General features: G+C 64.4%; 19 protein-coding genes. 9 read left to right on the top strand and 10 right to left on the bottom strand.

The features are described 5' to 3' along the window. Positions 1 to 32: 32 nt before the first annotated feature. Positions 33 to 347 carry a quaternary ammonium compound efflux SMR transporter SugE gene (gene sugE / locus ACB033_RS16385; protein WP_010634166.1) on the bottom strand — a complete coding sequence of 105 codons (315 nt, stop codon included), beginning with the start codon at positions 345 to 347 and terminating at the stop codon, positions 33 to 35. 339 nt (positions 348 to 686) lie between these two features. Between sugE and asd the strand changes: the two genes are divergently transcribed. After that, positions 687 to 1802 carry an aspartate-semialdehyde dehydrogenase gene (asd, locus tag ACB033_RS16390; protein ID WP_024941583.1) on the top strand — a complete coding sequence of 372 codons (1116 nt, stop codon included), beginning with the start codon at positions 687 to 689 and terminating at the stop codon, positions 1800 to 1802. Positions 1803 to 2370: 568 nt separating this feature from the next. Further along, positions 2371 to 5148, top strand: a complete 2778-nt coding sequence (locus ACB033_RS16395; RefSeq protein WP_139724230.1) for a pitrilysin family protein — start codon at positions 2371 to 2373, stop codon at positions 5146 to 5148. Between the two features lie 93 nt (positions 5149 to 5241). Here the strand turns inward: ACB033_RS16395 and ACB033_RS16400 are convergent, their stop codons facing one another. From ACB033_RS16400 to ACB033_RS16410, 3 genes are all read right to left on the bottom strand, one after another. Further along, entirely contained in the window at positions 5242 to 6405 is a 1164-nt protein-coding gene (locus ACB033_RS16400; RefSeq protein ID WP_139724232.1) for a PLP-dependent aspartate aminotransferase family protein, read from the bottom strand. A 93-nt stretch (positions 6406 to 6498) separates the two neighbouring features. Continuing rightward, the gene (locus ACB033_RS16405; protein WP_371140621.1) at positions 6499 to 7569 is read right to left on the bottom strand and encodes an isopenicillin N synthase family dioxygenase; all 1071 of its coding nucleotides are present in this window, start codon (positions 7567 to 7569) and stop codon (positions 6499 to 6501) included. A gap of 443 nt (positions 7570 to 8012) precedes the next feature. Continuing rightward, positions 8013 to 8651, bottom strand: coding sequence for an NAD(P)-dependent oxidoreductase (locus tag ACB033_RS16410; RefSeq protein ID WP_065017736.1), 639 nt, complete (start codon positions 8649 to 8651; stop codon positions 8013 to 8015). Between the two features lie 101 nt (positions 8652 to 8752). On the opposite strand from ACB033_RS16410, the gene ACB033_RS16415 reads away from it, so the two are divergent. Beyond that, positions 8753 to 9658, top strand: coding sequence for a LysR family transcriptional regulator (locus tag ACB033_RS16415; RefSeq protein WP_267999529.1), 906 nt, complete (start codon positions 8753 to 8755; stop codon positions 9656 to 9658). A gap of 104 nt (positions 9659 to 9762) precedes the next feature. On the opposite strand, the gene ACB033_RS16420 is transcribed toward ACB033_RS16415, so the two are convergent. Further along, entirely contained in the window at positions 9763 to 10503 is a 741-nt protein-coding gene (locus tag ACB033_RS16420; RefSeq protein WP_010634159.1) for an SDR family oxidoreductase, read from the bottom strand. A 263-nt stretch (positions 10504 to 10766) separates the two neighbouring features. Between ACB033_RS16420 and ACB033_RS16425 the strand changes: the two genes are divergently transcribed. From ACB033_RS16425 to ACB033_RS16435, 3 genes are all read left to right on the top strand, one after another. Next, complete coding sequence (locus tag ACB033_RS16425) at positions 10767 to 11666, top strand: AraC family transcriptional regulator (protein WP_268001052.1); 900 nt, start codon at positions 10767 to 10769, stop codon at positions 11664 to 11666. Between the two features lie 252 nt (positions 11667 to 11918). Further along, a complete protein-coding gene (locus ACB033_RS16430; protein WP_267999528.1) occupies positions 11919 to 14063 on the top strand; it encodes a TonB-dependent siderophore receptor in 2145 nt (714 codons plus the stop codon). Between the two features lie 38 nt (positions 14064 to 14101). Next, positions 14102 to 14908, top strand: a complete 807-nt coding sequence (locus ACB033_RS16435; protein ID WP_371140622.1) for a siderophore ferric iron reductase — start codon at positions 14102 to 14104, stop codon at positions 14906 to 14908. A 149-nt stretch (positions 14909 to 15057) separates the two neighbouring features. Here ACB033_RS16435 and ACB033_RS16440 read toward each other — a convergent pair whose 3' ends face one another. Then, positions 15058 to 15978, bottom strand: a complete 921-nt coding sequence (locus tag ACB033_RS16440) for a LysR substrate-binding domain-containing protein (protein ID WP_019838694.1) — start codon at positions 15976 to 15978, stop codon at positions 15058 to 15060. Positions 15979 to 16160: 182 nt separating this feature from the next. Here ACB033_RS16440 and metE point away from each other — a divergent pair, with 182 nt between their 5' ends. Continuing rightward, a complete protein-coding gene (gene metE / locus ACB033_RS16445) occupies positions 16161 to 18425 on the top strand; it encodes a 5-methyltetrahydropteroyltriglutamate--homocysteine S-methyltransferase (protein WP_267999525.1) in 2265 nt (754 codons plus the stop codon). Positions 18426 to 18849: 424 nt separating this feature from the next. After that, positions 18850 to 19515, top strand: a complete 666-nt coding sequence (locus tag ACB033_RS16450) for an ABC transporter substrate-binding protein (protein ID WP_226014525.1) — start codon at positions 18850 to 18852, stop codon at positions 19513 to 19515. A gap of 72 nt (positions 19516 to 19587) precedes the next feature. On the opposite strand, the gene ACB033_RS16455 is transcribed toward ACB033_RS16450, so the two are convergent. After that, the gene (locus ACB033_RS16455; RefSeq protein WP_267999524.1) at positions 19588 to 20709 is read right to left on the bottom strand and encodes a glycosyltransferase family 9 protein; all 1122 of its coding nucleotides are present in this window, start codon (positions 20707 to 20709) and stop codon (positions 19588 to 19590) included. Between the two features lie 284 nt (positions 20710 to 20993). Between ACB033_RS16455 and ACB033_RS16460 the strand changes: the two genes are divergently transcribed. Beyond that, the gene (locus tag ACB033_RS16460) at positions 20994 to 22121 is read left to right on the top strand and encodes an HPP family protein (RefSeq protein WP_267999523.1); all 1128 of its coding nucleotides are present in this window, start codon (positions 20994 to 20996) and stop codon (positions 22119 to 22121) included. A 131-nt stretch (positions 22122 to 22252) separates the two neighbouring features. On the opposite strand, the gene ACB033_RS16465 is transcribed toward ACB033_RS16460, so the two are convergent. The 3 genes from ACB033_RS16465 to ACB033_RS16475 all read right to left on the bottom strand — a co-directional run bounded on the left by ACB033_RS16465 (position 22253) and on the right by ACB033_RS16475 (position 25342). Beyond that, positions 22253 to 23506, bottom strand: coding sequence for a D-amino acid dehydrogenase (locus ACB033_RS16465; RefSeq protein ID WP_017765456.1), 1254 nt, complete (start codon positions 23504 to 23506; stop codon positions 22253 to 22255). A gap of 151 nt (positions 23507 to 23657) precedes the next feature. Beyond that, entirely contained in the window at positions 23658 to 25178 is a 1521-nt protein-coding gene (locus ACB033_RS16470; RefSeq protein WP_267999522.1) for a cryptochrome/photolyase family protein, read from the bottom strand. After that, complete coding sequence (locus ACB033_RS16475) at positions 25178 to 25342, bottom strand: DUF2256 domain-containing protein (protein WP_371140623.1); 165 nt, start codon at positions 25340 to 25342, stop codon at positions 25178 to 25180. Before ACB033_RS16475 ends, ACB033_RS16470 begins: the two co-directional genes overlap by 1 nt. Positions 25343 to 25557: the final 215 nt, after the last annotated feature.

Here is a 25557-nt window from a genome sequence, read left to right on the forward strand (position 1 = left end):
TTGCTCTCCTTTCAACCGCCCAGGGTCACGGCTCAGCCTATGAATTTCAGACCCAGGATCCCGCCGATGATCAGTAGCAGGCAGAGCACCCGGGCGAGGGTGGCCGGTTCGTTGAACAGCCAGATCCCCATCAGCACGGTGCCGACTGCGCCGATGCCGGTCCAGACTGCGTAGGCGGTGCCAAGGGGCAGCTGTTTGACCGCCATGGCGAGCAGCAGCACGCTCACCCCCATGGCGAGCAGGGTCAGCAGGGTGGGCAGGGGACGGCTGAAACCGTCGGTGTATTTGAGGCCGATGGCCCAGGCGACCTCGAACAGGCCGGCCAACAGCAGGAGCAACCAGGACATAAGGCAGATTCCGCAGGAAGCAGGGTCGTCCCTGCGCATCAGGAGGCCTCGGGGTCGTCCCCGAGGGGCAGCGGGGCTGCCGGTCGGTCTCAATGATGCCCCAAGTCGTGGCGGGATGCCAACCGGCTGCCCGCAGGTCGGCCAGGCTGACGGATATTGCAGCGAACGGCACAGAATATTGCGCAATTCGACTTGCGCCCGCCGTCACAATCCGTAATGTGGACAGACGCATTTTTCGCAACCCATATTTTGTGAATCCCTTGTAAACGGCCCGCGCCGGACAAGGGATCACGGTTATCACACTCGGTTTCTATAAGCAGCTATCCAGGGTAGGACATTATGAAAAAAGTAGGTTTGGTCGGTTGGCGTGGCATGGTGGGTTCGGTATTGATGAGCCGGATGCAGGAAGAGAAGGATTTTGCCCGTATTCAGCCCACCTTCTTCACCACCTCCCAGGCCGGTGAGGCCGCCCCCAATTTCGGCGTCGATGCCGGCACCTTGCAGGATGCCTTCGACATCGCGGCGCTGGCCACACAGGACGTCATCATCACCGCCCAGGGCGGCGACTACACCAAGGATGTCTATCCGCGCCTGAAAGCCGCCGGCTGGCAGGGTTACTGGATTGATGCCGCCTCCTCCCTGCGCATGGAGAAGGACGCGGTCATCATCCTGGATCCGGTCAACGGCGACGTCATCGAACATGCCCTGAACGACGGCATCAAGACCTTCGTCGGCGGCAACTGCACCGTCAGCCTGATGCTGCTGGCCCTGGGTGGCCTGTTCAAGGCCGATCTGGTGGAGTGGGTGAGCGTGGCCACCTATCAGGCCGCCTCCGGTGGCGGTGCGCGCCACATGCGCGAGCTGGTCACCCAGATGGGGCTGCTGCGCGATGAAGTGGCGGTGGAGCTGGCGGATCCCGCCTCCGCCATCCTCGACATCGAGCGCAAGATCACCGAGAAGACCCGCTCCGGCACCCTGCCGGTGGACAACTTCGGCGTGCCGCTGGCCGGTGGCCTCATCCCCTGGATCGACACCAAGCTCGACAACGGCCAGAGCCGTGAAGAGTGGAAGGGCCAGGCCGAGACCAACAAGATCCTGGGCATCGAAAACGCCGCCATTCCGGTGGATGGTCTGTGCGTGCGCATCGGCGCCCTGCGCTGCCACAGCCAGGCCTTCACCATCAAGCTGAAAAAGGATGTGCCGCTGGCCGAGATCGAAGCCCTGCTGGCCGCCCACAACGACTGGGTCAAGGTGATCCCCAACGATCGCGACATCACCGCCCGCGAGCTGACCCCGGCCGCCGTCACCGGCACCCTCAGCATCCCGGTCGGTCGTCTGCGCAAGCTCAACATGGGCCCGGAGTACCTGGCCGCCTTCACCGTGGGCGACCAGCTGCTGTGGGGCGCCGCCGAGCCGCTGCGCCGCATGCTCAACATCCTGCTGGACCGCGGGTGATGGCAATCGGGAACGACGACAGGGGGCTCAGGCCCCCTGTTTTTTTGGCAGGAACAGGGCAGGCTCGATGCCATTGACGCTGCAAGGCATGGGGTCTTGGTTTTGCAATGCAGTGGCACTGTTATTAACTAAATAGATATTAACTGTGGCGCATCGATTATTTCCTGACTGAGCAGTCAGTGCCGGAAATATATTCCCGCCGCCGCCCTGGTAGCCGACTCGCTCTATTCCATCTGTACCACAAAATAGGGGGCGGTGGGCTCGCGGGATGGGCGGGATATATGCCTTGTTACAAATGAATATCCATTCAAGATATCCACTGCGAGCCTGATTGATTACACTGACCGCCTGGCCAGGCCGATACCACGAGGCCGTGGCAGCAGGTGATCCGACGCAGCGTGGCGGCCGGCTCGCGGCAGCCCCGTGGGGGGCGAAAATAATATTTATATGCTCAATAGTGCGCGTTACGCCCATGGCGTGCCGTCGCCGTTTTTTCTTGCTGCGAGACCAATGAAGGGCAGCAGCGGTGACCCATAATAATGTTCAGGTTCGAGAATTGGGAAATTACATGAGAGTCGTGTGGAGTTTGCTCTATTTCTTCAGTGTCTTGGCCTTGGCTGGCCCGGTGCTGGTCAAGGAGCAGAAAAAAGTGGCCGATCCGCTGATCGTGCCCTATCAGCAATATCGGCTCGACAATGGCCTGACGGTGATCCTGACCCAGGATCACTCCGATCCTCTGGTGCACGTGGCGGTCCACTACCGGGTGGGGCTGGAAGAAGAGGCGCCGGGCCAGTCCGGGCTGGCCCACCTGTTCGAGCACATGATGTTTCAGGGCTCGGCTCACGTGGGGGAGGAGGGCCATAACCGCCTGCTGCAACAGATGGGATCAAAAGATGTAAACGGCTGGACCCAGGAGGATCAGACCCGCTATTTCCAGACGCTGCCGGCCAATCAGCTGGAGAAGGTGCTCTGGCTGGAGGCGGATCGCATGGGGTTTCTGCTTGATACCCTCTATCAGCAGAAGCTGGACGTGCAGCGCGACATCATCAAGAACGAGCGCGCCAACCTGGTCGAAGATCAACCCTATGGGCGCTTCTATGAGGCGCTGAATCGCACGCTTTACCCGCCAAATCACCCCTACTTCAACACGCCGTTTGGCCGGGCAGCGGATCTGGATCGCCTCACCCTGGAGGATGTGCGCCAATTCTTCCTGCGCTGGTATGGGCCCAACAACGCCACCTTGGTGATCGGCGGTGACATTCAGCCGGCCCAGACCCTGGCCTGGGTCGAGCGCTATTTCGGGGCCTTGCCCGCCACCCCGGCCCAGACTCGGCCGCTGGTGCGGCCGGTGACGCTGAAGAAGAGCCGCTATCGCACCCTGACCGATCGGGTGGCCGAACCCCTGCTGGTGCTGGCCTATCCGACCGTCTCTGCCAGTGATCCCGGGGTCGAGGCTCTCGATCTGCTGGCGGATCAGCTGGGGGGCTCGGCCAGTGGCCTGTTGCAGCGAGAGCTGCAGCAAAGCGGCAGGCTGGTCTCCGTCTTTGCCAGCCATGAATGCAATGTGCTGGCATGCAAGTTGATGATCCATGCCATTCCCAATCTGGCCAAAGGGGCCGAGCTTGGCCCCATCAAGGTGGAGATCGATCGGGTCATCGGCCAGCTCGCCAGCGACGGAGTCACCCGCGAGCAGCTGGCCCACTCGGTCAATGCCCTGCGCGCCAAACGGATTTGGCCGCTGGACAGCGTGGCCGGCAAGGTGGAGCAGCTGGGCACAGGTTATACCCTGTTTCAGGATCCCAACTTCCAGTACCGCAACCTCAAGCGCCTTGCCCGGGTGACGCCGGCCGAGCTGCAGCGGGTGTTGACGCGCTATGTGTTGAACAAGCCCAGGGTGGTGCTGAGCGTGGTACCGGCCGAGCATCCCGAGTGGCAGGCGGGCAACCCCAACTTCGTCGAGCCGCCCCCCTTGCCGCTGGCCCGGCCGCTGCAGACGCTGGCTCCCTGGCAGATCAAGGAGACCCTGGATCGACGCCAGGAGCCGGCCAGTGGCGGGGCCTTGCCAGTGCCCATGCCGACCCTGTGGCATGCCAAGCTGGGTGAGCGGGTCTCTCTGCTGGGCCACTACAGCGATGAAGTGCCGGCCTTTGCCATGAGCATCAACTGGCCGGGCGGTGAGCGGGCCGAGCCGCAGGGCAAGGGCGGGGTCGCCACCCTGACTGACGCCATGCTCTCCCTTGGCAGCGAACAGCTGCAGGAGGCGAGCATCGAGGAGCGGGCGCGCCAGCTGGGAGCCAGCATCAGATTCGAACATGGTGAGGAGCGCAGCTCCATCGAGGTTCAGGGGCTCACCTCCCATTTCGAGGAGGTGCTGGCGCTGGTACGGGAATTGGTGCTGCAGCCCGCCATGCGCAGCGCCGATTTCGAGCGCAGCCAGTTTGACTACAGCCAGTGGCTGCAACAGCTGGCTCGCGATCCCCAGTGGCAGGCGGACTGGCAGTTCGGCGCCCTGCTCAAGGGGAGCAAGCCGCTGGATCCCGTGGCCAGCCTGCGGGCGCTGACCCTGGACGATGTGCGCCATTTTTATCAGTCGGTCCATCGCAGCGGGGAAGCCCAGGTGGTGGTGAGCGGGGATCTGGCCCAGGAGCGGGTGATGAAAGCCCTCGGCTTTCTGGTCGAGCCAGCGGGTCAGCCGGCGGCCCTGCGCTCTTTGGAGTGGCGTGGGCCGCAGGCCAAACGGGCCATCTATCTGCTGGACAATCCCGGGGCTGCGCTCAGCCAGATCCGGGTGGGGCGGCGCGCCATGGCGGAGGATGCCTTCGGCGAGCACTACCTGACCCGGCTGATGAATGTCTCCCTCGCCGAGCGGTTGAACATCCGGCTGCGTGAGGAGCTGGGTTACACCTACTTTATCGGCGCCACCTTCGAGGGCAACGTCGATGCGGGTTATTTCCTGCTGCAAAGCAGCGTGCGCAGCGCAGTGACCGGGGCGGCGCTGCGGCAGATCCTGCAGGAGCTCGACAAGTATCAGCGGCTGGGGCCGACCCGGCTGGAGGTGCGTACCCTGCGGGATCGGGTGCTCAATGGCCAGGCGCTCGACTACGAGACGCTGCCGCAGGAGGTGGCCTACATGCAACCCATCCTGCTCAAAGGGTGGCCGCAGGATTATGTGGAGCAGCAGGTGCAGCAGGTGAGCCAGCTTTCCCCCTTTACCCTGCGCGAGCTGGCCCGCCGCTGGCTCGATCCCGACGACATGGTGATCCTGGTGGTGGGGGATGCCAAGACGCTGGCCCCTGAGCTGGCCGGGTTGGGCTGGCCGGTGCAGCGCCTCTCCGTCACACCCTAGCGGGTTGCCCCTATTGGGCGACGGCCGCAAGCAAAACAGCCCGCCCCCTGGCAGGGGGCGGGCTGTTTTTTTGCGTTCAAAAGCGGCTGACAGTCAGATCAGGGCCAGGGCAGCGGCCAGATCTGCGATCAGATCGTCGGCATCTTCCACCCCGATGCTGAAGCGGATGAGGTCGTCATTGACCCCGGCGGCGAGGCGGCTCGCCTCGTCCATGGCGGCGTGGGTGGTGCTGGCCGGATGGCAGGCCAGGCTCTCGAGATCCCCCAGGCTCACCGCCTGCACGAACAGCTGCAGGTTGTCGAGCAGGGTGGCGCAACGGGCAAATCCGCCTTCCAGTTCGATGCTCACCATGCCGCCAAAACCGCTGGCGAAGGCGCCGAGGGCATCGTGGCCAGGATGGTTGGCAAGCCCCGGGTAGATCACCTTCTTCACCGCCGGTTGGGCGGCCAGGAAGTCGGCCACCTTCTGGGCATTGTACAGGTGGGCATCCATGCGCAGGGGCAGGGTCTTGACCCCGCGCTGCAGCAGGTAGGCCTCCTGCGGGCCTATGGGGGAGCCGATGTGCTTGAGGGCCACGGTGCGAATCGACTTCATCAGTGCGTGAGAGCCCGCCACCACCCCGGCGATGATGTCGCCGTGGCCGCCCAGGTACTTGGTGCCGCTGTGCATGACGATGTCGATGCCAAGCTCGAGCGGGCGCAGCAGATAGGGAGTGAGGAAGGTGTTGTCACACACCGTAATGGCACCCACCTTGCGGGCCGCCTCCACCACCACCCGCGGATCCACCACCTTGAGGGTAGGGTTGGTCAGGGTTTCGAACAGTACCACCTTGGTGGTCGGGCGGATGTTGGCCAGCAGATCCTGATCGCTCTCGTAGGCGGTGACCTTGATGCCGGCGCGGCTGAAGGTCTGCTTGAGGAACGCATCGGTGCCGCCGTAGAGCGGGCCTATATAGGCCACTTCATCGCCGCTGTCGGCCAGGGCATACATGATGGCGCTCACCGCCGCCATGCCGCTCGCCACCACCAGCGCCTCGTCGGCGCCTTCCAACGCTGCCAGCTTCTGTTCCAGCTCGGCGGTGGTGGGGTTGCCAAAGCGGCTGTAAATAAAGCCGGGGGCTTGACCTGCGAAGCGCTCCTTGCCCGCCTGGGCGTTGAAGTAGCTGAAGGTGCTGCTCTGGTAGAGTGGGGTGGTGAGGGCGCCGGTCTGGGGATCGATCCGCTGGCCGCTGTGCACGCTCATGGTTTTGAATTTCATTGTATTGCTCCGTCATTGCCAGGCTGTGGCCCAACTGCTTGTGTCGTTTGAAGGGCGCGCCGCGGCGCCCCCCGTCTATTAGGTATGGCAGCGTCAGGCGAGTTGTGGCTCGCGCCGTTCGCGCTTTGTAGTTTGCCCGTTTGTCATCTGCGGATTGGCTGACGGCGGGGCGACGCCATAGTGGCGGACCGCCACATCCGGGTGGGAGCGCAGCCTCCCTTTGAGTACGTTCTCCCCCACCTGATAAAAGAGCGGGTTGGTCGGGTCGCTCTCGGGCCCCAGCGCCTGGGCTGCCAGCGCGGGGGAGAGGCTGAGCAGCGGCACGGTGGCATCCAGCCTGGCCGCCATGAAGAAGGCGCAGGAGAGGCGCGAGACGCCGGGCGGCGGGCTCTGCACCCGGTGCAGGGTGGCCTTGAGGTAGCCGTTGGAGGCGAGCTCCAGCAGCTCGCCGATGTTGACCACCAGGGCGCCCGGCAGGGGCGGCGCCGAGATCCAGCCATTCGCTGTCTCCACCTCGAGCCCGGAGTGATGATCCTGCATCACCAGAGTCAGGTAGCCGGGATCCTTGTGGGCACCCACCCCCTGACCGCTGCCACCCTCGGCTTGCCCCGGGTAGTGAATGAGCTTCATGTGCTGATAGGGTGCGCCGCGAATGCTCTCGTCAAACACCCCGGCTGGTTGTTCTAGCACCTCGGCGAAGGCGGCCAGCAGGGTGAGGCTGATGGCGCTCAACTTCTCCTGCCACGCCAGCAGCTGCGCCTGCATGTCGGGCAGGGCGGCAGGCCACTGATTGGGGCCGATCAGCCGCTGCCAGGGTTCACGGATCTGCGCTGAAGGCAGGGCCTGCGCCTCGTTCATTATATCGAACTGCTCGCGCAGATCCGGCCGCGCCCGGGTGAGCTCGGCCCCCACCTGGTTGTAGCCGCGAAAGTGGGGGGAGTGCACCATCTGCACCGCCAGCTTCTCCTGCTGCGGCAGGGCGAAGAAGCGGGCCGCCAGCGCCAGGGTTTCCTGCTGCTCTTGCTCGCTCAGGCCATGGCCGGCCAGATAGAAAAAGCCCACCTCGCGGGCCGCCCGGCCAAGGGTGGCCAGCATCTGGCGACGGGTCTCGGGGGCGCCATCGAGGGCGGCGAGATCGATGATCGGCAGTGGTGAATGTTCCATGTGCACCTCCTCACTGACCAGGGTCGGGAGGCTACCCGCACACCTGACATGAAAACGACGACGCCCTGACCGATAAACCGGCCGCGTCCCTGTTGCCAGGGATGGCGCCATTTGGATTGAGGGAGATGCTACTGTTCGGAGTTATAAGACGGAAACAACAAATTATTCTTAGTTATATACAAAAATCGAAATAGAATTCGCCACCCATCCGGGTGGCTGCGGATTGAGCGGCGATAATGGCAATATACCGGCGCACTTGGCACCCATGTTGGCCTGACCCGGCATGCACCGGCTTGAGCGCAATGTGAGCTCAACTTGAGCCAAAAAGAGGCAAGCATCGCTGGTTGTGCAGATATGTGCAAAACGCAGAGATGCAAAAAGGGAGGCTGATGCCTCCCTTTTTGTAACAGGCGCTGCGGCCTTGCGTGGTGCCTGGCTCAGGCTCAGTAACCCAGGGTGAAGCGCTGGCGCAGGTGGGCCGGTTTTTCCGCTTCGTTGAGCACGCCGTCGGCCAGGTCGCCGACCGTGATCCCGGCCGGTTGTTCACCGCTGAACAGCACCTGATCGGCACCGAGCCGGTAGCCGCCGCGCTTCTCGCCGGGTTCCAGGAACACGGGCGGGGAGACGAAACGCCAGTCGAGGGCAGTTTCACGGCGCAGGGCGGTGAGACCGTCGCGGGCGGCCAGGGCCCCCTGTTTCCACTCGGCCGGGAACTCCGGGGTATCCACCAGTTGCACGCCCGGGGCAATTTCCAGACTGCCGGCACCGCCGACCACCAGCAGCCAGCTGTTGGCCGCGACGGCGGCGGCCACGATGGCGCTGGCCCCCTTGAGGTACTGGTCGTAGATGTCCGGGGTGGTCCAGCCCGGGTTGTAGGCGCTGATCACCCGATCGTGCCCCTTGAGCACCTTGGCCAGCGCCTGGCTGTCCTGGGCATCCACCGCCACGGCGGTGACCTGCGGGTGAGCGGCGACCTTGCTCACGTCACGCACGATGGCGGTGACGTGATGGCCGCGGCTGACGGCTTCGTTGAGGATGGCTGTACCGACAAAACCGCTGGCACCGATCAGGGCAATTTTCATGGGAGATTCTCCTTCACTGTTGGAATGGGGCTATCCTACGCCCCCGAATGTGATTTAATAATCCGTTGTAAATTGCATTCACTTATAAGCTGGATTTAATAATGGAACAGCTCAAGCGTTACGCCATCTTCGCCGCCGTGGTCGAGGCGGGCAGCATGACCGGCGCCGCCAAGGCTCTCGGCATGACCCCCTCCGCCGTCAGTCAGCATATCAGCCAGCTGGAGAGCCTGCTCGGCCTCACCCTGCTGCACCGCTCCACCCGCCGTCTCAACCTGACCGAGGCGGGGGAGGTGGTGTGGCAGGGGTGCCAGTCCCTGCAGCAAACCCTCAACCAGACCGAGTTGCGCCTCTCGGAGGTGCGTGACAGCCTGCTGGGGGAGGTGCGGATCACCGCCCCGGTGGGGATGGCCGGCCAGCCGCTGGCGCGGGCGCTCTCGCCGCTGCTGCAGGCCCACCCCGGCCTGTGCATCCAGATCATCGCCGACGACGAGAAGCGGGATCTCATCAAGGAGCGTATCGACGTGGCGCTGCGGGTCGGCACGCTCGAAGACTCCACCCTGGTGGCGCGCAAGCTGGGCCAGACCCGGATGCTGCTGTGCGCCTCGCCCGCCTATCTGGCGCGCAAGGGCACCCCGCGCAGCCCGGAGGCGCTGCTGGAACACGACTGGCTGGCCTCTGACATGTTGAGCGGCGGATTGACCTTCTTCGACGAGAAGGGGCAGGGGCACAGGGTCAAGCCCAAGCCGCGGGTGGTGTGCAACAACGTGCTGCCGCTGCGCCAGTTCACCCTGGCGGGGCAGGGGGTATCGCTGCAGCCGGAGGGGGAGATCGCAGAAGATCTCGCCTCGGGTCGCCTGCTGGAATTGCTGCCGGGTTTTCGGGTGCCGCCCATGGAGATCCACGCCATCACCCCGCAGCGGGAGATCCCGGAGAAGGTGCGCCGGGTGATCGCCGCCCTGCGCAGCCACTTCGCCGAGCCGGTGGGGGCCACGGCGACACGTCCGTAGTCCGGGCAAGGAAGAAGGCCGTTCCGGTTGGCCGGATCAAAAAAGAGGGCAGCCCGCGGGCTGCCCTCTGTCGATGTGCTATGTCGATTAGATAGGGCCAGGCCTCACTTCATATAGAGGCCGCCGTTGATGGCCAGGGTCTCGCCGGTGATATAGGCACCCGCCTCGCTGGCAAGAAACACCACGGCGGCGGCGATCTCCTCCGGCTTGGCCAGTCGGCGCATGGGGATGTCGGCCTTGATGCTGTCGAGGATGTCGGTGCGGATCGCCTCCACCATGGGGGTGGCGGTGTAGCCGGGGGCGATGGCGTTGACCGTCACCCCGAAGCGGGCCCCTTCCGCCGCCAGAGCCTTGGTGAAGCCCAGCATGCCCGCCTTGGCCGCCGAGTAGTTGACCTGGCCGAACTGACCCTTCTGGCCATTGACCGAGGAGATGTTGATGATGCGGGCATCGCGTTGCTCGCACATGGCGTCAAACAGCGGCTGGGTGACGTTGTAGAGGCTGCACAGGTTGGTGTGGATCACCTCGAACCACTGCTCCGGGGTCATCCGCTTGAAGGCCCCGTCCCGGGTGATGCCGGCATTGTTGACCAGCACGTCCACCCGCCCTTCATCCTGCAGCAATCGGCCCAGGGCCTCGCGGCACATGGCGGTGTCTGCTACGTCCAGCGCCAGTAGCCGCACTTGATCTGGCCGAAAACCCTGCTCTGCATACCAGTCGTGCGCCGCCGCGCCGTTGGCGCTGGAGTGGGTGGCGATGATGCGATACCCCTGGGCCAGCAAGGCGGTGGTGATGGCGGATCCGATGCCGCCACGGGCTCCGGTGATCAAGGCAACTTTCTTCATCTAGGCTCTCCCTGCATAAAAGATTCGAACGAGGACTTTATGGGCTTTTTGAGGTAATTGATATATTTGTTTTCAAACAATCTGACAGGGAAACGCGTCACTTTTGTGACAGCCTGCCAAGCTGGCTTGACGGACCAGCACTCGAGCCACCTGGCAAGAGGGCGGACGTGACCATATCGCCAGCCCTTGCCGCCAAGGTGGCGGCCATGTTTAATGGGGCCCTTGCGCGCAGCGCCTTGCCGATAGCCAGATCCGATCTCGTCATGACCAGCTTCTCTTCCGCTCCAGAGGCCGAACCCCGGCCGCACAGCCAGCTGACCCGCATCGAGCGGGTGCTCGACTACATCCATGCCAACCTGGATCAGCCGCTGGCGCTGGCCGAGCTGGCGGAGCAGAGCTGCTGGTCGCGCTGGCAGTTGCAGCGGGTGTTCCTCCATGAGACGGGGCTGACGGTGGCCCACTATGTGCGCGAGCTCAAGCTGAGCCAGGCGGCAGAGGCCCTGCTTTCTGGTCGCCAACGGGTGCTGGATCTGGCGCTCTGTTACGGTTTCGGCTCCGAGGTGAGTTTCAGCCGCGCCTTCAAGCAGCAGTTCGGTTGCTCGCCGCTGGCCTATCGCAAGCGGGGCCTGCGGCTGGGACTGCGTACCCCCCTAGTGCGGGCGACTTTGCCGCAGCCCATGCCTGCCAGGCTGGTACAGGTGCGGATCGAGAGCCAGCCGGGCTTTATCCTGCAAGGGGTGAAGGGGCAGATCCGCGGGCTGTTTGCCGCAGCCCCCGACTTTCAGCAGACGGTGCCCGCCATCTGGCGCGCCCTGCGCACGGCGGGCGGTTTGCCACCCGGGCAGGAGCGGGTGGGGGTGGTGGATGTTTCTGGCGCCGGCGAGTCGCTCCCCTACTGGGCGGGCTGCGTGATGGAGGAGGGGGCCAGCTTGCCCGCCGGTCTGGCGCGCCTCCCGGTGCCGGCCCAGACCTACGCGGTGCTGAGCCACGTGGGCCCCGTCAGCCAGCTGGGGCAGACCCTCAACTGGTTCATTCTGCACTGGTTGCCGAGCTCCGGTTATCGCGGGCTGGACGGCTTCGAGCTGGAGCGTTACGCCCCCGATTTTGACGGCAACCAGCCGGATGCCCGCATGGAGTACTGGCTGCCCGTCGCCCCTCTCTGAGCTGGCCACCTCTTGCCCGGCGGATGCTGGGTGCTGTTATCCCTCTTTCCTTTTTGCTGCGCCAGGCCTTGCTATCCATTCGACATCGCCTGCGTTGCTGCCGTCATATCAGGTTGCCGGATGGGGCCAGAGTGGCCGCATTTTCTCCCTCTTTCGCGCCAACATGCCCCAAATTGTTAATTCAAGGGCAAAATGACCCAATAAAATGCAAATGAGATTTGTTACTATTCACTCATTGCATTCGAGGATCAGATGTACGCCACTCACCCCCCTTTGACCCTGGTCGCCGCGACCCTCTCCGCCCTGTTGGCAGGCCCCGTGCAGGCAGCCGCTGCCGAGCGCCCGACACAGACCCGGGCCGACGAGACCCTGACCGTGCTCGGCGAGACCTATCGCAACACCGCGACCAAGACCCGGCTCGACCCCATCGAGACGCCCCAGGCCATCTCGGTGGTGGAGGGTGATACCCTGGAACAGCGCGGCGTCAGCTCGGTGAGCGAGGCGCTGCGCTACGTGCCCGGCGTCAACACCGAGCTGCGGGGCGGGGCGGTCAACCGGCTGGATCTGTTCAACATCCGCGGCTTTGACAACTACCAGAACTTCTACGACGGCCTGCTGCTGCAGTACAACGACTGGAACCTGCAGCCCCAGATCGATCCGGTGGCCATCGAGCAGTTGGAGGTGTTCAAGGGGCCCACCTCCGTGCTCTACGGCAGCATGCCCCCCGGCGGCATGGTCAACCTCATCGCCAAGCGCCCCCAGCGGGAGAGCAGGCACAGCGTCAGCGTGGCGAGCGGGACGGGCACCCTCAAGGAGCTGGCCCTCGACAGCACCGGCGCCCTCAACGATCAGTTTGCCTATCGGCTGGTGGGGCTGGCCCGCCAGAAAGACGGCCAGGCGGTGACCTCAGAGGAGGAGCGCTACGTGCTGGCGCCCTCTCTCGACTGGCAGTTGAGTGAGCGCACCCTGCTAAACCTCAACCTCTACTACCAGAAAGACCCCGCTGCCGGCATTTACACTACGGTGCCGGCCAGCGGCTCGGTCAAGTCCAATCCGCTGGGCCAGCTTGGCAGCGACACCTTCCTTGGCGATGAAAACTGGAACCACTACAGCCGGGAGGTCACCCTGCTCGGCTACAAGCTGAGCCACGACTTCAACGCCAACTGGCAGCTGCTGCAAAACGCCCGCTACATGGATGCTTCGGCCAACCAGCAGAACACCTACAACGCGGCCTTGGCGGCCGATAACCGCACCCTGGCCCGCAACGCCTACCTGACCGATGAAGAGTCCCGCGGCTTTGTCATCGACAACCAGCTGGCGGGCAAGGTGCAAACCGGCAAGGCCCAGCACAACCTGTTGCTGGGGGTCGATTACCAGTATCTGGATGCGCGCATTCTCTACCGGGATACCCTCGACTACTCTGCCCCGGCCATCGACATTTTCAACCCGAATCACCAGCAGATAGTGCCGGCAGATCTGGCCTTCAACTATCAGGACAAGCGCACCATCCGCCAGTATCAGAGCGGCCTCTACCTGCAGGATCAGGTGCGTCTCGATCGGCTGGTGGCCATCGGCGGTGCCCGCTACGACCGCTACCGGATGGACACCGACAGCCGGACCCTCTATCAGGGGGCGGCGAGCAACAGCCTGGCTCAGATTGATCAGGACAACCTCTCGTTGCGCCTCGGCGCCCTCTACGAGCTGGATCACGGCCTCTCGCCCTATGTGAGCTATGCCGAGAGTTTCGAACCGGTGGCGGGGGCAGACAAGCAGGGCCAGGCGTTCAAACCGGCTACCGGTCGGCAGTGGGAGGGTGGGCTCAAGTTCCTCTCCGAGGACATGAGCAAGACCTTTACCGCTTCGGTCTTCCACATAACCAAGCAAAATGCCCTGGTGACGGATCCGGACAACGTCTACGGGCCCAAGCTGCAGACCGGCGAGATGGTCTCCAAGGGGGTCGAGCTGGAGGGTCGACTTGACCTTACCAGCCGCTGGGATCTGGCGCTGAGCTATACCCGTCAGGAGATGGAGATCACCCGCGACACTACCAGCCTGCAGGGCAAGACGCCGGTCTGGGTGCCCAAGCAAATGGCTTCGCTCTGGAGCAACTACCTGCCAGCCGGCCCGCTGGAAGGGGCGCGCCTGGGGGCTGGCCTGCGCTACGTGGGGGAGGCCCAGCTTGATGCCGCCAACACCGACACCGTGCCGGATTACCTGCTGATGGACATGGCCGCCTCCTACGATCTGGCCCGGCTCAGCCAGCGCCTGCACGGGGTGGAGGCGTCACTCAGCGCCAGCAATCTGTTCAACAAGACCTATTACTCCTGCTACGACCAGAACAACTGCTGGTTCGGGGCAGAGCGCAGCGTGGAGGCGCGACTCAAATACGTATTCTGACCCTGCGTCCCGGGCCGCGCCCGGGACTCTCTCACCCCATGAGCGGCGCCGGCCGTCGTGCCCGCAGCCCGGGGACGCGGCGCGAGCCGGATCTGCAGGCATTGGCGGATCACAGCGCCCTGTTTGCGGCCGCCGCCGGGCTTATCCCGTCCCTCAAGGGGCGGCTGGTGGCTGCCGGCGAGGCTGAGGCGCTGCTGACGGCGACCAAGCAGGCCACGCCGGCCGAGGTGGCGGCTACGCTGCACGAGCATTGGCGACTGGCCCATCCGGAGGCGGGCCCCGCCTACTGGCTCACCCGCAGCTGGGGCATGCTCTGCTGGCAATCCATCTATCTGGCCATGGTGGCCGTCTATCGGTTGCGGGCCGTGCCGGCGCTGGAGAGGCTGGGTCAGAGTTATCAGGATGGACTGGTATCGGGCTTTACCCTGCCGGCCGAACCCATGATCAAGGGAGAGCTGGAGCTCTTGATCAAGACGGCGGGCGAGCGGCTGCAGGCCCATTGGCAGGCGCTGTTCGCAGCGCTGGGGCAGGTGCAGCGGCTGCGACCCGGCTTCGTGCGGCCACTCTTGGCGGACGATCTGCTGGCGGCACTGGTGCGGGTGCCCGAGTTCTTTGACGAGATAAGCCTCGCCGAGTTGGCGGCCCATGCACCGCACTGGCTTGCCGCCTGCGGCCTGCCGGCCGAGCATCTGGCGGGCTGGCAGCCGGCGCCCTGGCCGCCAGCGGCCGGCTTGGTCGGTTATGTGCGCCAGCGCTGCTGCCTGCACTACAAGCGCCGCGATGGTGAGCTCTGCGCCAACTGCCCGCGGCGGCAGGGGGCGGTGAGCTGTGAAGAGGGGGCTTGAATAAGAAGTCCTGCGTGATGACAAGCCGCCCTCTGGCGGCTTTTTACTGCGCCTTTACGTCGCCCATCTTGCTGCGAATGCGCTCGAACAGGCTCTGCCGTTTGCAGGTTCAGATGATCCTGGTCGGCGTAGCGCCCTTCTCTTGCAAGTCACTGCGTTTTTACATCGCCCATCTTGCTGCGAATACGTTCAAACAGGCTCTGCAGACAGGCTTGATCCCGGTCGGCGGCGCGCACGGCGCCATACATGTGGCGGCGCACCCCCTCTGCGAGCGGGCGCGCTTCGAGCAGCCCCTGGCGGACAAACTCCTCGCAGGCCCAGCGCGGCAGGGCGGCGACGCCAAGGCCGGCGGCGGCCATCTGCAGCATCACTGAGGTGTTGTCCACCGGCTTGCAGCGGGCGGGCTCGATGCCGGCCGGCTGCAGGAAGCGGCTGAACACGTCCATCCGCGCCCGCTCCACCGGGTAGACCAGCAGCACCTCGGGGCGCAGATCCTCAGGCTTGATAGTCTGCTGGCCACAGAGGGGGTGGTCCGGCGCCATCACCAGCACCAGCTCGAAGGCGAACAGGGGCTCGAAGTGGAGATCGCCGCGCGCCTGCACGTCCGAGGTGAGCAGCAGGTCGAGCTGGCCGCCGAGCAGGGCGCTGATGGCATCAAAGCCCGGCACCGACTCCACTTCCAGGTCAACCCCCGGCCACTGACGGCGAAAATCTGGCAACAGCGGCAGCAGCCACTGGATGCAGCTGTGGCAATCGAGCGCCAGGTGCAGGCGACCGGCGTCGCCGCTGTGCAGGGCCTGCAGCTGTTTCTCGGTCTGGGCCAGCGCCGGCAGCACCTGGCGGGCCAGCCCCAGCAGCTGGTTGCCGGCCGCGGTCAGCACCAGCGGCCGGCTCTTGCGCAGATAGAGCTCCAGGTTGAGGCGGGTCTCCAGCTCCTTGAGCTGGTGGGAGAGGGCGGACTGGGTGAGGTTAAGGCAGAGCGCCGCCCCGGCCAGCGAGCCCTGCTCGGCCAGCGCGCTCACCGTTTTCAGGTGCTTGATATCGATCCCCGGGTTGTTTGACACCGCCATGGTATCCCTCCTTGTTATGCCTGGGCGGCGGCTTGTTGCCCGCCTTGAGAATTTCTTGAGAGCCAGTTGAAAAGGATTCAATAGCCAACGCCACCTTATCTTGTCATTTTGGATGTGTAAACATCTGGATGGCTAAATCATCCAGTTCACCATCAGATGAATGAGCATAAGGAATGGAACCTATGACCTGCGCACACACCCTGGGCTTTCCCCGTATCGGCGCCAAGCGCGAGCTGAAATTTGCCCTCGAATCTTACTGGCGCGGCGAAACCAGCCAGGCCGAACTCATCGCCACCGGCAAGAGCCTGCGTGAGCGTCACTGGCAGGCCCAGCAACAGGCCGGCGTGACCCTGCTGCCGGTGGGTGACTTCGCCTGGTACGATCAGGTGCTTGGCACCAGCCTGCTGGTGGATGCCATCCCCGCCCGCCACCGCCATGGCGACACCGATCTCGATACCCTGTTCCGGGTCGCCCGTGGTCGTGCGCCGACCGGCCCGGCCGCCGCCGCCGCCGAGATGACCAAGTGGTTCAACACCAACTATCACTACCTGGTGCCCGAGTTCAGCCGCGACCAGCGCTTCAAACTGGGCTGGAGCCAGCTGTTTGACGAAGTGGAAGAGGCCAAGGCGCTGGGGCTGCCGGTCAAGGCGGTACTGCTGGGGCCCGTCTCCTACCTGTGGCTTGGCAAGGAGAAAGAGAGCGGCTTCTCCCGCCTCGAGCTGCTCGACCGCCTGCTCATCGTCTACCAGGAGATCCTGGCGAAACTGGCCGCCCAGGGGGTGGAGTGGGTGCAGATCGACGAGCCGGCGCTGGCGCTGGACCTGCCGGACGAGTGGCGCCTCGCCTACCTCAACGCCTATGAGCGTCTGGCAGGCCCCTGCAAGCTGCTGCTCACCACCTACTTCGGTTCGGTGGCTCATCAGCGCGACATCATCACCATCCTGAAGGTGGATGGCCTGCACCTGGATCTGGTGGCGGCCCCCGAGCAGCTGGAGACCCTGGTCCCGCACCTGCCGGCCCAGTGGGTCATCTCGGCCGGGGTCATCAACGGTCGCAACGTCTGGCGTGCCAATCTGGCCAAGCTGGTACCGACCCTCAAGGCACTGAAAGCCAAGCTCGGCGAGCGGCTCTGGGTGGCCTCCTCCTGCTCCTTGCTGCACAGCCCGGTGGACTTGACCCTGGAACACGAGCTGGATCCCCAGACCCGCAGCTGGTTCGCCTTTGCCCTGCAAAAATGCTACGAGCTGGGGCTGCTGGCCGACCATCTCAATGGCGGGGAGCTGGACAAGATCAATGCCTACAGCCAGCCCATCGTGGATCGGGAGTCTGACAGCCGGGTGCACAAGAAGGCGGTGCAGTCACGGCTCGCCAGCCTCACCAACAGCGATTTCGAACGCCACAGCGCCTACCCGGTGCGGGCCGAGGCACAGCGCGCGGATCTCAAGTTGCCGCTCTTGCCGACCACCACCATCGGCTCCTTCCCGCAGACCTCGGAAATTCGGGTGCTGCGCCAGGATTGGCGAGCCGGTCGTATCGACGATGGTGCCTACGAGGCGGGCATTCAGGCCCAGATCAAGGATGCCATCCTGCGCCAGGAGGCCATCGGACTGGACGTGTTGGTGCACGGTGAAGCCGAGCGCAACGACATGGTGGAGTATTTCGGTGAATTGCTGGATGGCTTTGCCATCACCCGCTTCGGCTGGGTACAGAGCTATGGCTCCCGCTGCGTCAAGCCGCCGGTGATCACCCGCGACATCGACCGGCCGACCCCCATGACCCTGGCGTGGACCCAGTTTGCCCAGAGCCTGACCGACAAGCCGGTCAAGGGCATGCTGACCGGCCCTGTGACCATCCTCTGCTGGTCCTTCCCGCGCGAAGACGTGAGCCGCGAACAGTCCGCCCTGCAAATTGGCCTGGCCATTCGCGACGAGGTGGCTGACTTGGAAGCCGCCGGCATCAAGATCATCCAGATCGACGAGCCGGCGATCCGCGAAGGGCTGCCCCTGCGCAAACAGGATCACCAGGCGTATCTCGACTGGGCGGTGCGCGCCTTCCGTCTGAGCGCGAGCCCGGTAGTGGACAGCACCCAGATCCACACCCACATGTGCTACAGCGACTTCAACCTCATCATAGAGGCGGTGGCGGCGCTCGATGCGGACGTGATCACCATCGAGACCAGCCGTAGCCAGATGCAGCTGCTGGGAGCGTTCGAGCGCTTCAACTACCCCAACGAAATCGGCCCGGGCGTCTATGACATCCACTCGCCGAACGTGCCGAGCCAGGGCTGGATTGAGGATCTGATCCGCAAGGCCGCCAAACAGATCCCGGCAGAGCGGCTGTGGGTCAACCCGGACTGCGGCCTCAAGACCCGCGGCTGGGAAGAGACCGAGGCCGCCCTCAAGGTGATGGTCGATGCCACCAAGGCGCTGCGTGCCGAGCTGGCCTGAAGAACATCTACAAACAACAAGAGAGTACGGGCATAACGAAGAGGGAAGGCGCAAGCCTTCCCTCTCTTTTTATGCCGGAGCAGCCGTTGATGTTGGCCGGGGGAGGGTCTGTAGCAATGACGGCGCGGGCAGGCCGGGTGGCACGTCGGTCCCGGAATACTGGACGCAGCCCCCATAACCCCCGCCATATCCCCCCTGTTTTGCAAGGCTGGCTCCCCGACCAGCAAGCTTGGCCGCTTGACGATATCACCCCGCCTGCGCCGGCGAGGCCTCGCCCATTTTTTCATTCGATGCGCTTGCGCTAGGCTCAGGGCAGGGTGATGACGGTGGGGCTGACATGATGAAAGCGGGTCTCTGGTTCGGGTGTTTATGGGGGCTGCTGTTGGCGGCCTCTCCCCAGGCGGTTGCCGCCGCTTCGCTCAACATGGTCTATTTCGATGATTTTGCCCCCTACTCATGGCGTGACGAGGAGGGCAAGATGCGCGGCCTCATGGTGGATGTGATGGACAGAGTCGGGCTCGAGCTTGGGGTTCAGGTGCATCATGAGGGATATCCCTGGTTGCGGGCGCAGAAACTGGTCCGTGCCGGTCAAGCCGACGGCTTCGTCACCGTGCCGACCCGGGAGCGGCGAGCCTATACCCGGGTGGTCGAGGCCCCGGTGGCCTTCTCACCCTTGACCCTGTTCACACAAACCGGCCATCCGGCCCTGGCCCGTCTCAACCAGGCCCGCGTCTTGAGCGATCTCAAGGCGTTCACCATTCTCGACTACATCGGCAATGGCTGGGGCAAGGAGAACCTGGTCGGTTTCAAGGTGCATCTCACCAGCAATGTGGACAATGTCTTCAAGTTGCTGGCGGCCGGTCGGGGGGATCTGATGATCACGGATCCTCTGGTGGCGCGCTTCAAGCTGGCTCAGCTGGGATTGGCTGGGACGATCACGGAAGTCCCCCTGCAACTGGAGCTGACGCCGCTCCACCTCTGTATTGCCAACTCATCCCCCTTCGCCGCCAGGGTGGACGAGTTGACTCGCATCTTGGCGCGACTACGGCAAAGTGGCGAGCTGGCCAGGATGGAGGCTCGCTATCGTTGACGCTGATGATGAGAGGAGGAGTGGACCGGCAGGACGAGCTGAATCGCCCTGCCGGTGTGGGCGCTGGCTGGATCAGCCCGCAGCAGGGAGCGGCAAGGGCGCACCTGGCAAGCAAGGGGCCGGGGTTGGCGCAGGTAACCTCTCCTGATTGAGCGGGGTGCGTGCCATGACCCCGGCCAGCCAGTGATGATCGAGGGGGATGGCATTGCGATCGCCGATCACCAGATTGAGGTGCTGGGCACCGAGGCAGCCGTAGCGGGCGGGATCGGTCTGGGTAAAGAGGCCGAGGCAGGGCACGCCGCTGGCGGCGGCCAGGTGCAATGGCCCGGTGTCACCGCTGACGAAGAGGGAGAGGCCGCCTGCAAAGCGGGCCAGCTCGCTCAGGCTGCTGAGGCCAACCTGCACGTCGCCGAGCTGGGGCTGGGGATCGGCAGGATCCTCGAGCTGGATCAGCAGAGCGGCGGGATAGTGGCGGCGCAGATCCCCGAGCAGCCGTTGCCACTGGGGCAGGGAGAGCCCCTTGCCCTTGCGGGCACCGGTGAAAAAGCCGATGAGCGGCCGTTCCGGGTAGTCCTGCCTGAGTGCCAGCAGCCGTGGGCTGGCGCTGTGCAGCAAGCTGCCGAGCTCAATCTGATCGGTGAGATGACCGTGCATGCCGAGCAGTTGCAGCGGCTGGTGGGCGTAGTGGCAGTGATCGTTGGGAGTGAGGGGCTGGGGGAACAGGGCATCCCCCTTGGCATCGTCAAAGCCCAGCTTCTCGCGGGCCTTTACCCAGCCGGCGATGAGGTGATCGGTGCTGGAGGCAAAGGGCACATAGACCCGATCGTAGTGCTGACGGCGCAGTCGCCACAGCACCGACAGGGAGGCCAGCAGCCGCTTGCCCTGCAATCTGACCGGGTGAATGCGCTGCAGCTGCAGATCGGCCAGGAAGGGGAGCAGCTGGCCGCCGATGCACACCAGCTCTATCTCGGCATGGGGGTGGGCACTGCGTACCTTTTGCAGGAAGGGCAGCAGAAACAGGTTGTTGCCGATGCGGCAGGTGCTGCGAATGACCAGGATCCGCTGGGGAGGCTGGCTGGCTGCCGGCAGTCGGCCTTGACGCGCGAGCCAGGCGAGGGCGGCCCGCTCCAGCCCGGCGGTCCAGCAGCGGCGCTGACCGTCGAAGCGGCGCAGGGCATCTCTGATAGTGCTCATAAGTAGTGGCTCCGTGCATGAATATGGCCTCAAGGTGACACGACATTTCTTAAGCCGAGGTTAAGAAAAGAGAAAAATGAGGGGGGCTCGCCATTTTTTGTAAGAATTTGTTGCTGAGTCACAGTTTCAGAGTGCTCGGATGGAACAGGGGTGTTTCCGTATGATTCCTGTTTTCCTGGGGCGGGATGGCTGAGCGGAGTAGACCGCATCTCCTGGTGGTATTTGCCCGCGGTATGTCGTTAAAATCGCGCATTTGAAATGAATGTTATCCTCGCAGGAGCCCCATGCAGTTCAGGGATTTCTTTCCGGTATCCACCAATACCAGTCTCAAAGAGAGTTGTTACGGCGCCCTTGGCGCCTTCGTCGGGCTGTTGGGCACCGCCCTCTTGTGCCGCTGGGGGCTGGGGCTTGAGGCCCATTGGCTGATCGCCCCCATGGGGGCCTCCGCCGTGCTGCTGTTTGCGGCGCCAGCCAGCCCGTTGGCCCAGCCCTGGTCCATCCTGGTGGGCAACGGGGTCTCGGCACTGATGGGGGTACTGAGTGCCAGCCTGGTGGCGGATCCGGCGCAGGCTGCCGCCCTCGCCGTGATGCTGGCCATCGCCGCCATGTTACTCACCCGCAGCCTGCATCCCCCCGGCGGCGCCGTGGCCCTGACCGCAGTCATCGGCGGCGAGGGGATCCGCCAGCTCGGGGTGGGTTATGTGCTGCTGCCGGTGCTGCTCAATTCGCTGCTGTTGCTGCTACTGGCGCTCTGCTACAACCGGCTGCTGGGACGCCGTTACCCCAACCGCGGTCAGGCCCGGCCCAACCGCCATCAGACCGCCGATCCCCAGCCGAGCGAGCGGGTGGCGACCCAGGCGGCGGACATCGATTTTGCGCTGGAAAAGCACGGCGAGCTGCTCGACATCAGCCGCCAGGATCTGCAGGCGCTGCTGCAGGAGGCCCAGTTGCACGCCCTGCGGGCCAGGGTGGGCACGGTGCGGGTGCAGGAGGTGATGTCGCGGGATCTGATCCTGATAGAGGCGCAGCAGCCGGCCATGGCGGCCTGGCAACTGCTCTCCCACCATCAGGTCAAGGCGCTGCCGGTGGTGGACGAGGCCGGTCGGCTGAGCGGCATCATCACCCTGCACGACCTGATGATCGACCGGGTACTGCATCAGCCGCGAGGCGCTGTGGATCTGGCCGAGCTGCGGGTCGCGGACCTGATGACCCGCAACGTGTCGACCGCTCGCCACGATCAGCCGCTCTACGATCTGGTGGGTGCCTTCTCTGATGGCGGTCTGCACCACATGCCGGTGGTGGATGGCGAGCAGCTGGTGGGGATCCTGACCCAGTCGGACATGGTGGCGGCGCTGTTCAACCTGGCGCTGCACCCGGCGCAGGGTGAAACCGGTGCGCCGGTCAGCCCATAAGAAAGGCCCCTCGCGGGGCCTTGTTGTTGTCTGTGCCTTGGCACTGCATGGCTGAACAAACCGAACAAGGTCAAAACAAGAGGGAGTGCCAGGCACTCCCTCGTTGGGATAAGAGAGACGGAGGACAAGGCTCAGCCGTAGCGGGCCAGGGTGAGCCCTTCATCGCTGATGGCGGTGTCGCTGCCGCTGATGAGATCGCACAACAGCTGACCCGAGCCCGCCGCCATGGTCCAGCCCAGGGTGCCATGGCCGGTGTTGAGCCAGAGACCGGGGATGGGGCTTGGGCCCACCAGCGGGGTGCCGTCCGGCGTCATGGGGCGCAGCCCGGTCCAGAAGTCGGCGCGGCTGATGTCGCCCCCCTCGGGGAAGAGATCACCGACCACCATGGCCAGGGTGTCGTGCCGTTTCGGGTTGAGGGCCAGGTTGTAACCCGACAGCTCCGCCATGCCTCCGACCCGGATCCGCTCATCGAAACGGGTGATGGCCACCTTGTAGGTTTCGTCCAGCACGGTACTGCGCGGCGCGGCCTCGGCGTTGATCATCGGCAGGGTGAGGGAGTAGCCCTTGACCGGGTAGACCGGCAGATCGAGCCCGAGCGGGCGCAGGAAGCCGGTGGCATAGCTGCCAAGGGCACAGACGATGGCGTCGGCCTTGAAGCGCTGCTCGCCGGCCCGCACCGCCACGGCGCGTCCCTGCGCCAGCTCGATCTCGTCGATGGCGCAGTTGAACACGAACTTGACCCCCAGTCGCTGCGCTTCTGCTGCCATGGCCTTGGTGAAGCGGAAGCAGTCGCCGGTCTCGTCCCCCGGCAGGCGCAGACCGCCCACTATCTTGCCGCGTACCCGGGCTAGCGCCGGCTCTGCCCCTTCACAGCCATCGGCATCGAGGGACTGATAGGGCACACCGTACTCTTCCAGCACCTCGATGTCGCGCTTGCTGGCATCGAGCTGGGCTTGACTGCGAAACAGCTGCAGGGTGCCGAGCTGGCGCCCCTCGTAGTCCAGTGCCAGCTCGTCGCGCAGCAGTTTCATGCAGTCGCGGCTGTATTCGGCCAGACGCACCATGCGCCCCTTGTTGACCGCATAGGCTGCCGGGGTGCAGTTGGCAAACATCTTCAGCATCCAGCGCAGCTGGAAGGGATCCGAGGTCGGCCGCACCGTGAAGGGGGCGTGTTTTTGCAGCAGCCACTTGGCGGCCTTGAGGGGAATGCCGGGGGCCGCCCAGGGGGCCGCGTAACCGGGGGAGATCTGTCCGGCATTGGCGTGGCTGGTTTCAAGGGCCACCCCGTCACGCCGCTCCAGCAGGGTCACCTTGTGACCCGCCTTGGCCAGATACCAGGCGCTGGTCACGCCGACCACGCCACCACCGAGTACCACTATGTCCATCTTGTCTCTCCTTGACTGGGGCCCTCACATTAATCAGCCGCCACAGGATATTCAACTGGTGTAGATATAATTGGGATATATATCTATTTACAATTATTTAACTGGTTTTCAATGTTGAAATTTGTGGACTTGTTGGCATTAGCTGTGGCAGTCAGAGCTGCTCCAGCCGGATCAGGTACTGCTCCGCCGTCGTCAGGATGGCGTGCTGCTGCTCGGCGGCCTGGCCATCCCAGTTGGCATAGGGCAGGGCGAGGCGAGGATTGCCGCCAAGTTTGTCCCGGTTGCGCCATAAAAAATGCCAGTAGAGGCTGTTGAAGGGGCAACTCCCGTCGCCGCTGCGGGCTTTCACCTGATAGTGACACCCCTTGCAGTAGTGGCCCATCCGTTCGAGGTAGGCGCCGCTGCTGGCGTAGGGCTTGCAGCCCATCAGGCCGCCATCGGCAAACTGGCTCATGCCGCGGGTGTTGGGCAGCTCCACCCACTCGATGGCATCCACATAGATGCCGAGATACCAGGCATCCACCTCGTCAGGATGGATCCCCGCCAGCAGGGCAAAGTTGCCGGTCACCATCAGCCGCTGGATATGGTGGGCATAGGCGTGATCCAGAGACTGGCGAATGGCGTGACGCACGCAGGCCATGTTTGTTTCGCCGCTCCAGAAAAATCCGGGCAGCGGCCGCTCGGCCCCGAGAAAATTGCTGCGCCGATAGGCGGGCATCTTCTCCCAGTAGAGGGCGCGTACGAACTCGCGCCAGCCGAGGATCTGGCGGATAAAGCCCTCCACCTGCGCCAGGGTGATGGTGGCCTGATTGGCCTGCCAGTGGGCCTCGGCTGCGCGGATCACCTCAAGCGGGTGGAGCATCTTGCTGTTGAGAGAAAACGACAGGCGGCTGTGAAACAGGCTCCAGCCCCGCTCGCTCAGGGCATCCTGATAGCGGCCAAAGTGCGGCAGGCAGTGCGTCAGAAAATGGGCCAGCAGCTCGCGACTCTGGCGCCGGGTGATGGGCCACGGCAGTTTGCTGGCATCCGCCTTACCGATGGTGCTGACCCCGTGGCGGGTCAGCATGGCGTCAATCTCGCTCACCTGGTTGGCAAAGGTGAGGGGCGCCGGGATGGGCTGGCTCGCCGGCAGTTTGGCGCGGTTCTCGTCATCAAAGTTCCAGCGCCCACCAAGGGGCTGGCCGCGCTCATCGAGCAACACCCTGTATTGCTTTCGCAGGGCGCGGTAGAAGAACTCCATCCGGCTGTGGGGATAGCGCTGCCAGCCATCGCGGGGGGTGAGAAAATGTTCGCTCTCCACCTCGGTGGCAGGGATGGCGAGGCCAGCCGCCCATGCTTGCAACTGGCTGGCGAGGCGCCACTCGTCCGGGCTCTGCCAGGCGAAGCTGTCGGCCTGATGCGCTTCGAGCTGGGCCTCCAGCAAGCTGGGCAAGTCGGGCCAGCGGGCGCTCTCATCGAGGGTCAGGTAACAGACGCGATGGCCCGCCTTGCCGAGGGCCGCCGCGAAGGCGCGCATGGCGGCAAAGAAGGCCAGCACCTTCTGGCGGTGGTGGCGGCAGTAGTCGGTCTCCTGGCGCAGCTCCGCCATCAGGTAGCAGACCGCCGGATCCGGCGTGCGAAACCAGCTGTGACCGGCGTTCAACTGATCGCCAAGTACCAGGCGCAGCTCCATCAGGCTGGTTCCCCATTATGTTGACGGCCGTGGTGACGAGCGCGACGACAGCGCTCGCTGCAGTAGCGCACAGCCTCCCAGCTGTGTGCCCACTTGCGCCGCCAGCTGAAGGGGCGCTGGCAGACGGGGCAGATCTTCTCGGGCAGATGGGCTTTGCGATGCATGGGACTTCCGATGGTTGGCAAGGAGCGGCGTGAACAGGATCAAGTCACCGGGATAACAGCTTAACGAAGCGGGGCACAGGGGGGATCACTGTCGCCGGTATCGAGTCCGCTGAGTGGGCGCTTTGTGAGCAGACGCACAACCCGTTGACACTCGGATTGTTTGCATGGCAACCAGTTGTTAACTTGGCGAGGCTGCCTGCTGGCAGCATCCATCA

It is taken from the genome of Aeromonas sp. S15(2024), from assembly GCF_041402265.1.
GTDB classification, from domain to species: domain Bacteria; phylum Pseudomonadota; class Gammaproteobacteria; order Enterobacterales; family Aeromonadaceae; genus Aeromonas; species Aeromonas dhakensis.

Bases quoted from the DNA above. Each gene is read 5' to 3' on its own strand.
- sugE (WP_010634166.1), bottom strand. From the start codon at position 347: ATGTCCTGGTTGCTCCTGCTGTTGGCCGGCCTGTTCGAGGTCGCCTGG.
- asd (WP_024941583.1), top strand. From the start codon at position 687: ATGAAAAAAGTAGGTTTGGTCGGTTGGCGTGGCATGGTGGGTTCGGTA.
- ACB033_RS16395 (WP_139724230.1), top strand. From the start codon at position 2,371: ATGAGAGTCGTGTGGAGTTTGCTCTATTTCTTCAGTGTCTTGGCCTTG.
- ACB033_RS16400 (WP_139724232.1), bottom strand. From the start codon at position 6,405: ATGAAATTCAAAACCATGAGCGTGCACAGCGGCCAGCGGATCGATCCC.
- ACB033_RS16405 (WP_371140621.1), bottom strand. From the start codon at position 7,569: ATGGAACATTCACCACTGCCGATCATCGATCTCGCCGCCCTCGATGGC.
- ACB033_RS16410 (WP_065017736.1), bottom strand. From the start codon at position 8,651: ATGAAAATTGCCCTGATCGGTGCCAGCGGTTTTGTCGGTACAGCCATC.
- ACB033_RS16415 (WP_267999529.1), top strand. From the start codon at position 8,753: ATGGAACAGCTCAAGCGTTACGCCATCTTCGCCGCCGTGGTCGAGGCG.
- ACB033_RS16420 (WP_010634159.1), bottom strand. From the start codon at position 10,503: ATGAAGAAAGTTGCCTTGATCACCGGAGCCCGTGGCGGCATCGGATCC.
- ACB033_RS16425 (WP_268001052.1), top strand. From the start codon at position 10,767: ATGACCAGCTTCTCTTCCGCTCCAGAGGCCGAACCCCGGCCGCACAGC.
- ACB033_RS16430 (WP_267999528.1), top strand. From the start codon at position 11,919: ATGTACGCCACTCACCCCCCTTTGACCCTGGTCGCCGCGACCCTCTCC.
- ACB033_RS16435 (WP_371140622.1), top strand. From the start codon at position 14,102: ATGAGCGGCGCCGGCCGTCGTGCCCGCAGCCCGGGGACGCGGCGCGAG.
- ACB033_RS16440 (WP_019838694.1), bottom strand. From the start codon at position 15,978: ATGGCGGTGTCAAACAACCCGGGGATCGATATCAAGCACCTGAAAACG.
- metE (WP_267999525.1), top strand. From the start codon at position 16,161: ATGACCTGCGCACACACCCTGGGCTTTCCCCGTATCGGCGCCAAGCGC.
- ACB033_RS16450 (WP_226014525.1), top strand. From the start codon at position 18,850: ATGGTCTATTTCGATGATTTTGCCCCCTACTCATGGCGTGACGAGGAG.
- ACB033_RS16455 (WP_267999524.1), bottom strand. From the start codon at position 20,709: ATGAGCACTATCAGAGATGCCCTGCGCCGCTTCGACGGTCAGCGCCGC.
- ACB033_RS16460 (WP_267999523.1), top strand. From the start codon at position 20,994: ATGCAGTTCAGGGATTTCTTTCCGGTATCCACCAATACCAGTCTCAAA.
- ACB033_RS16465 (WP_017765456.1), bottom strand. From the start codon at position 23,506: ATGGACATAGTGGTACTCGGTGGTGGCGTGGTCGGCGTGACCAGCGCC.
- ACB033_RS16470 (WP_267999522.1), bottom strand. From the start codon at position 25,178: ATGGAGCTGCGCCTGGTACTTGGCGATCAGTTGAACGCCGGTCACAGC.
- ACB033_RS16475 (WP_371140623.1), bottom strand. From the start codon at position 25,342: ATGCATCGCAAAGCCCATCTGCCCGAGAAGATCTGCCCCGTCTGCCAG.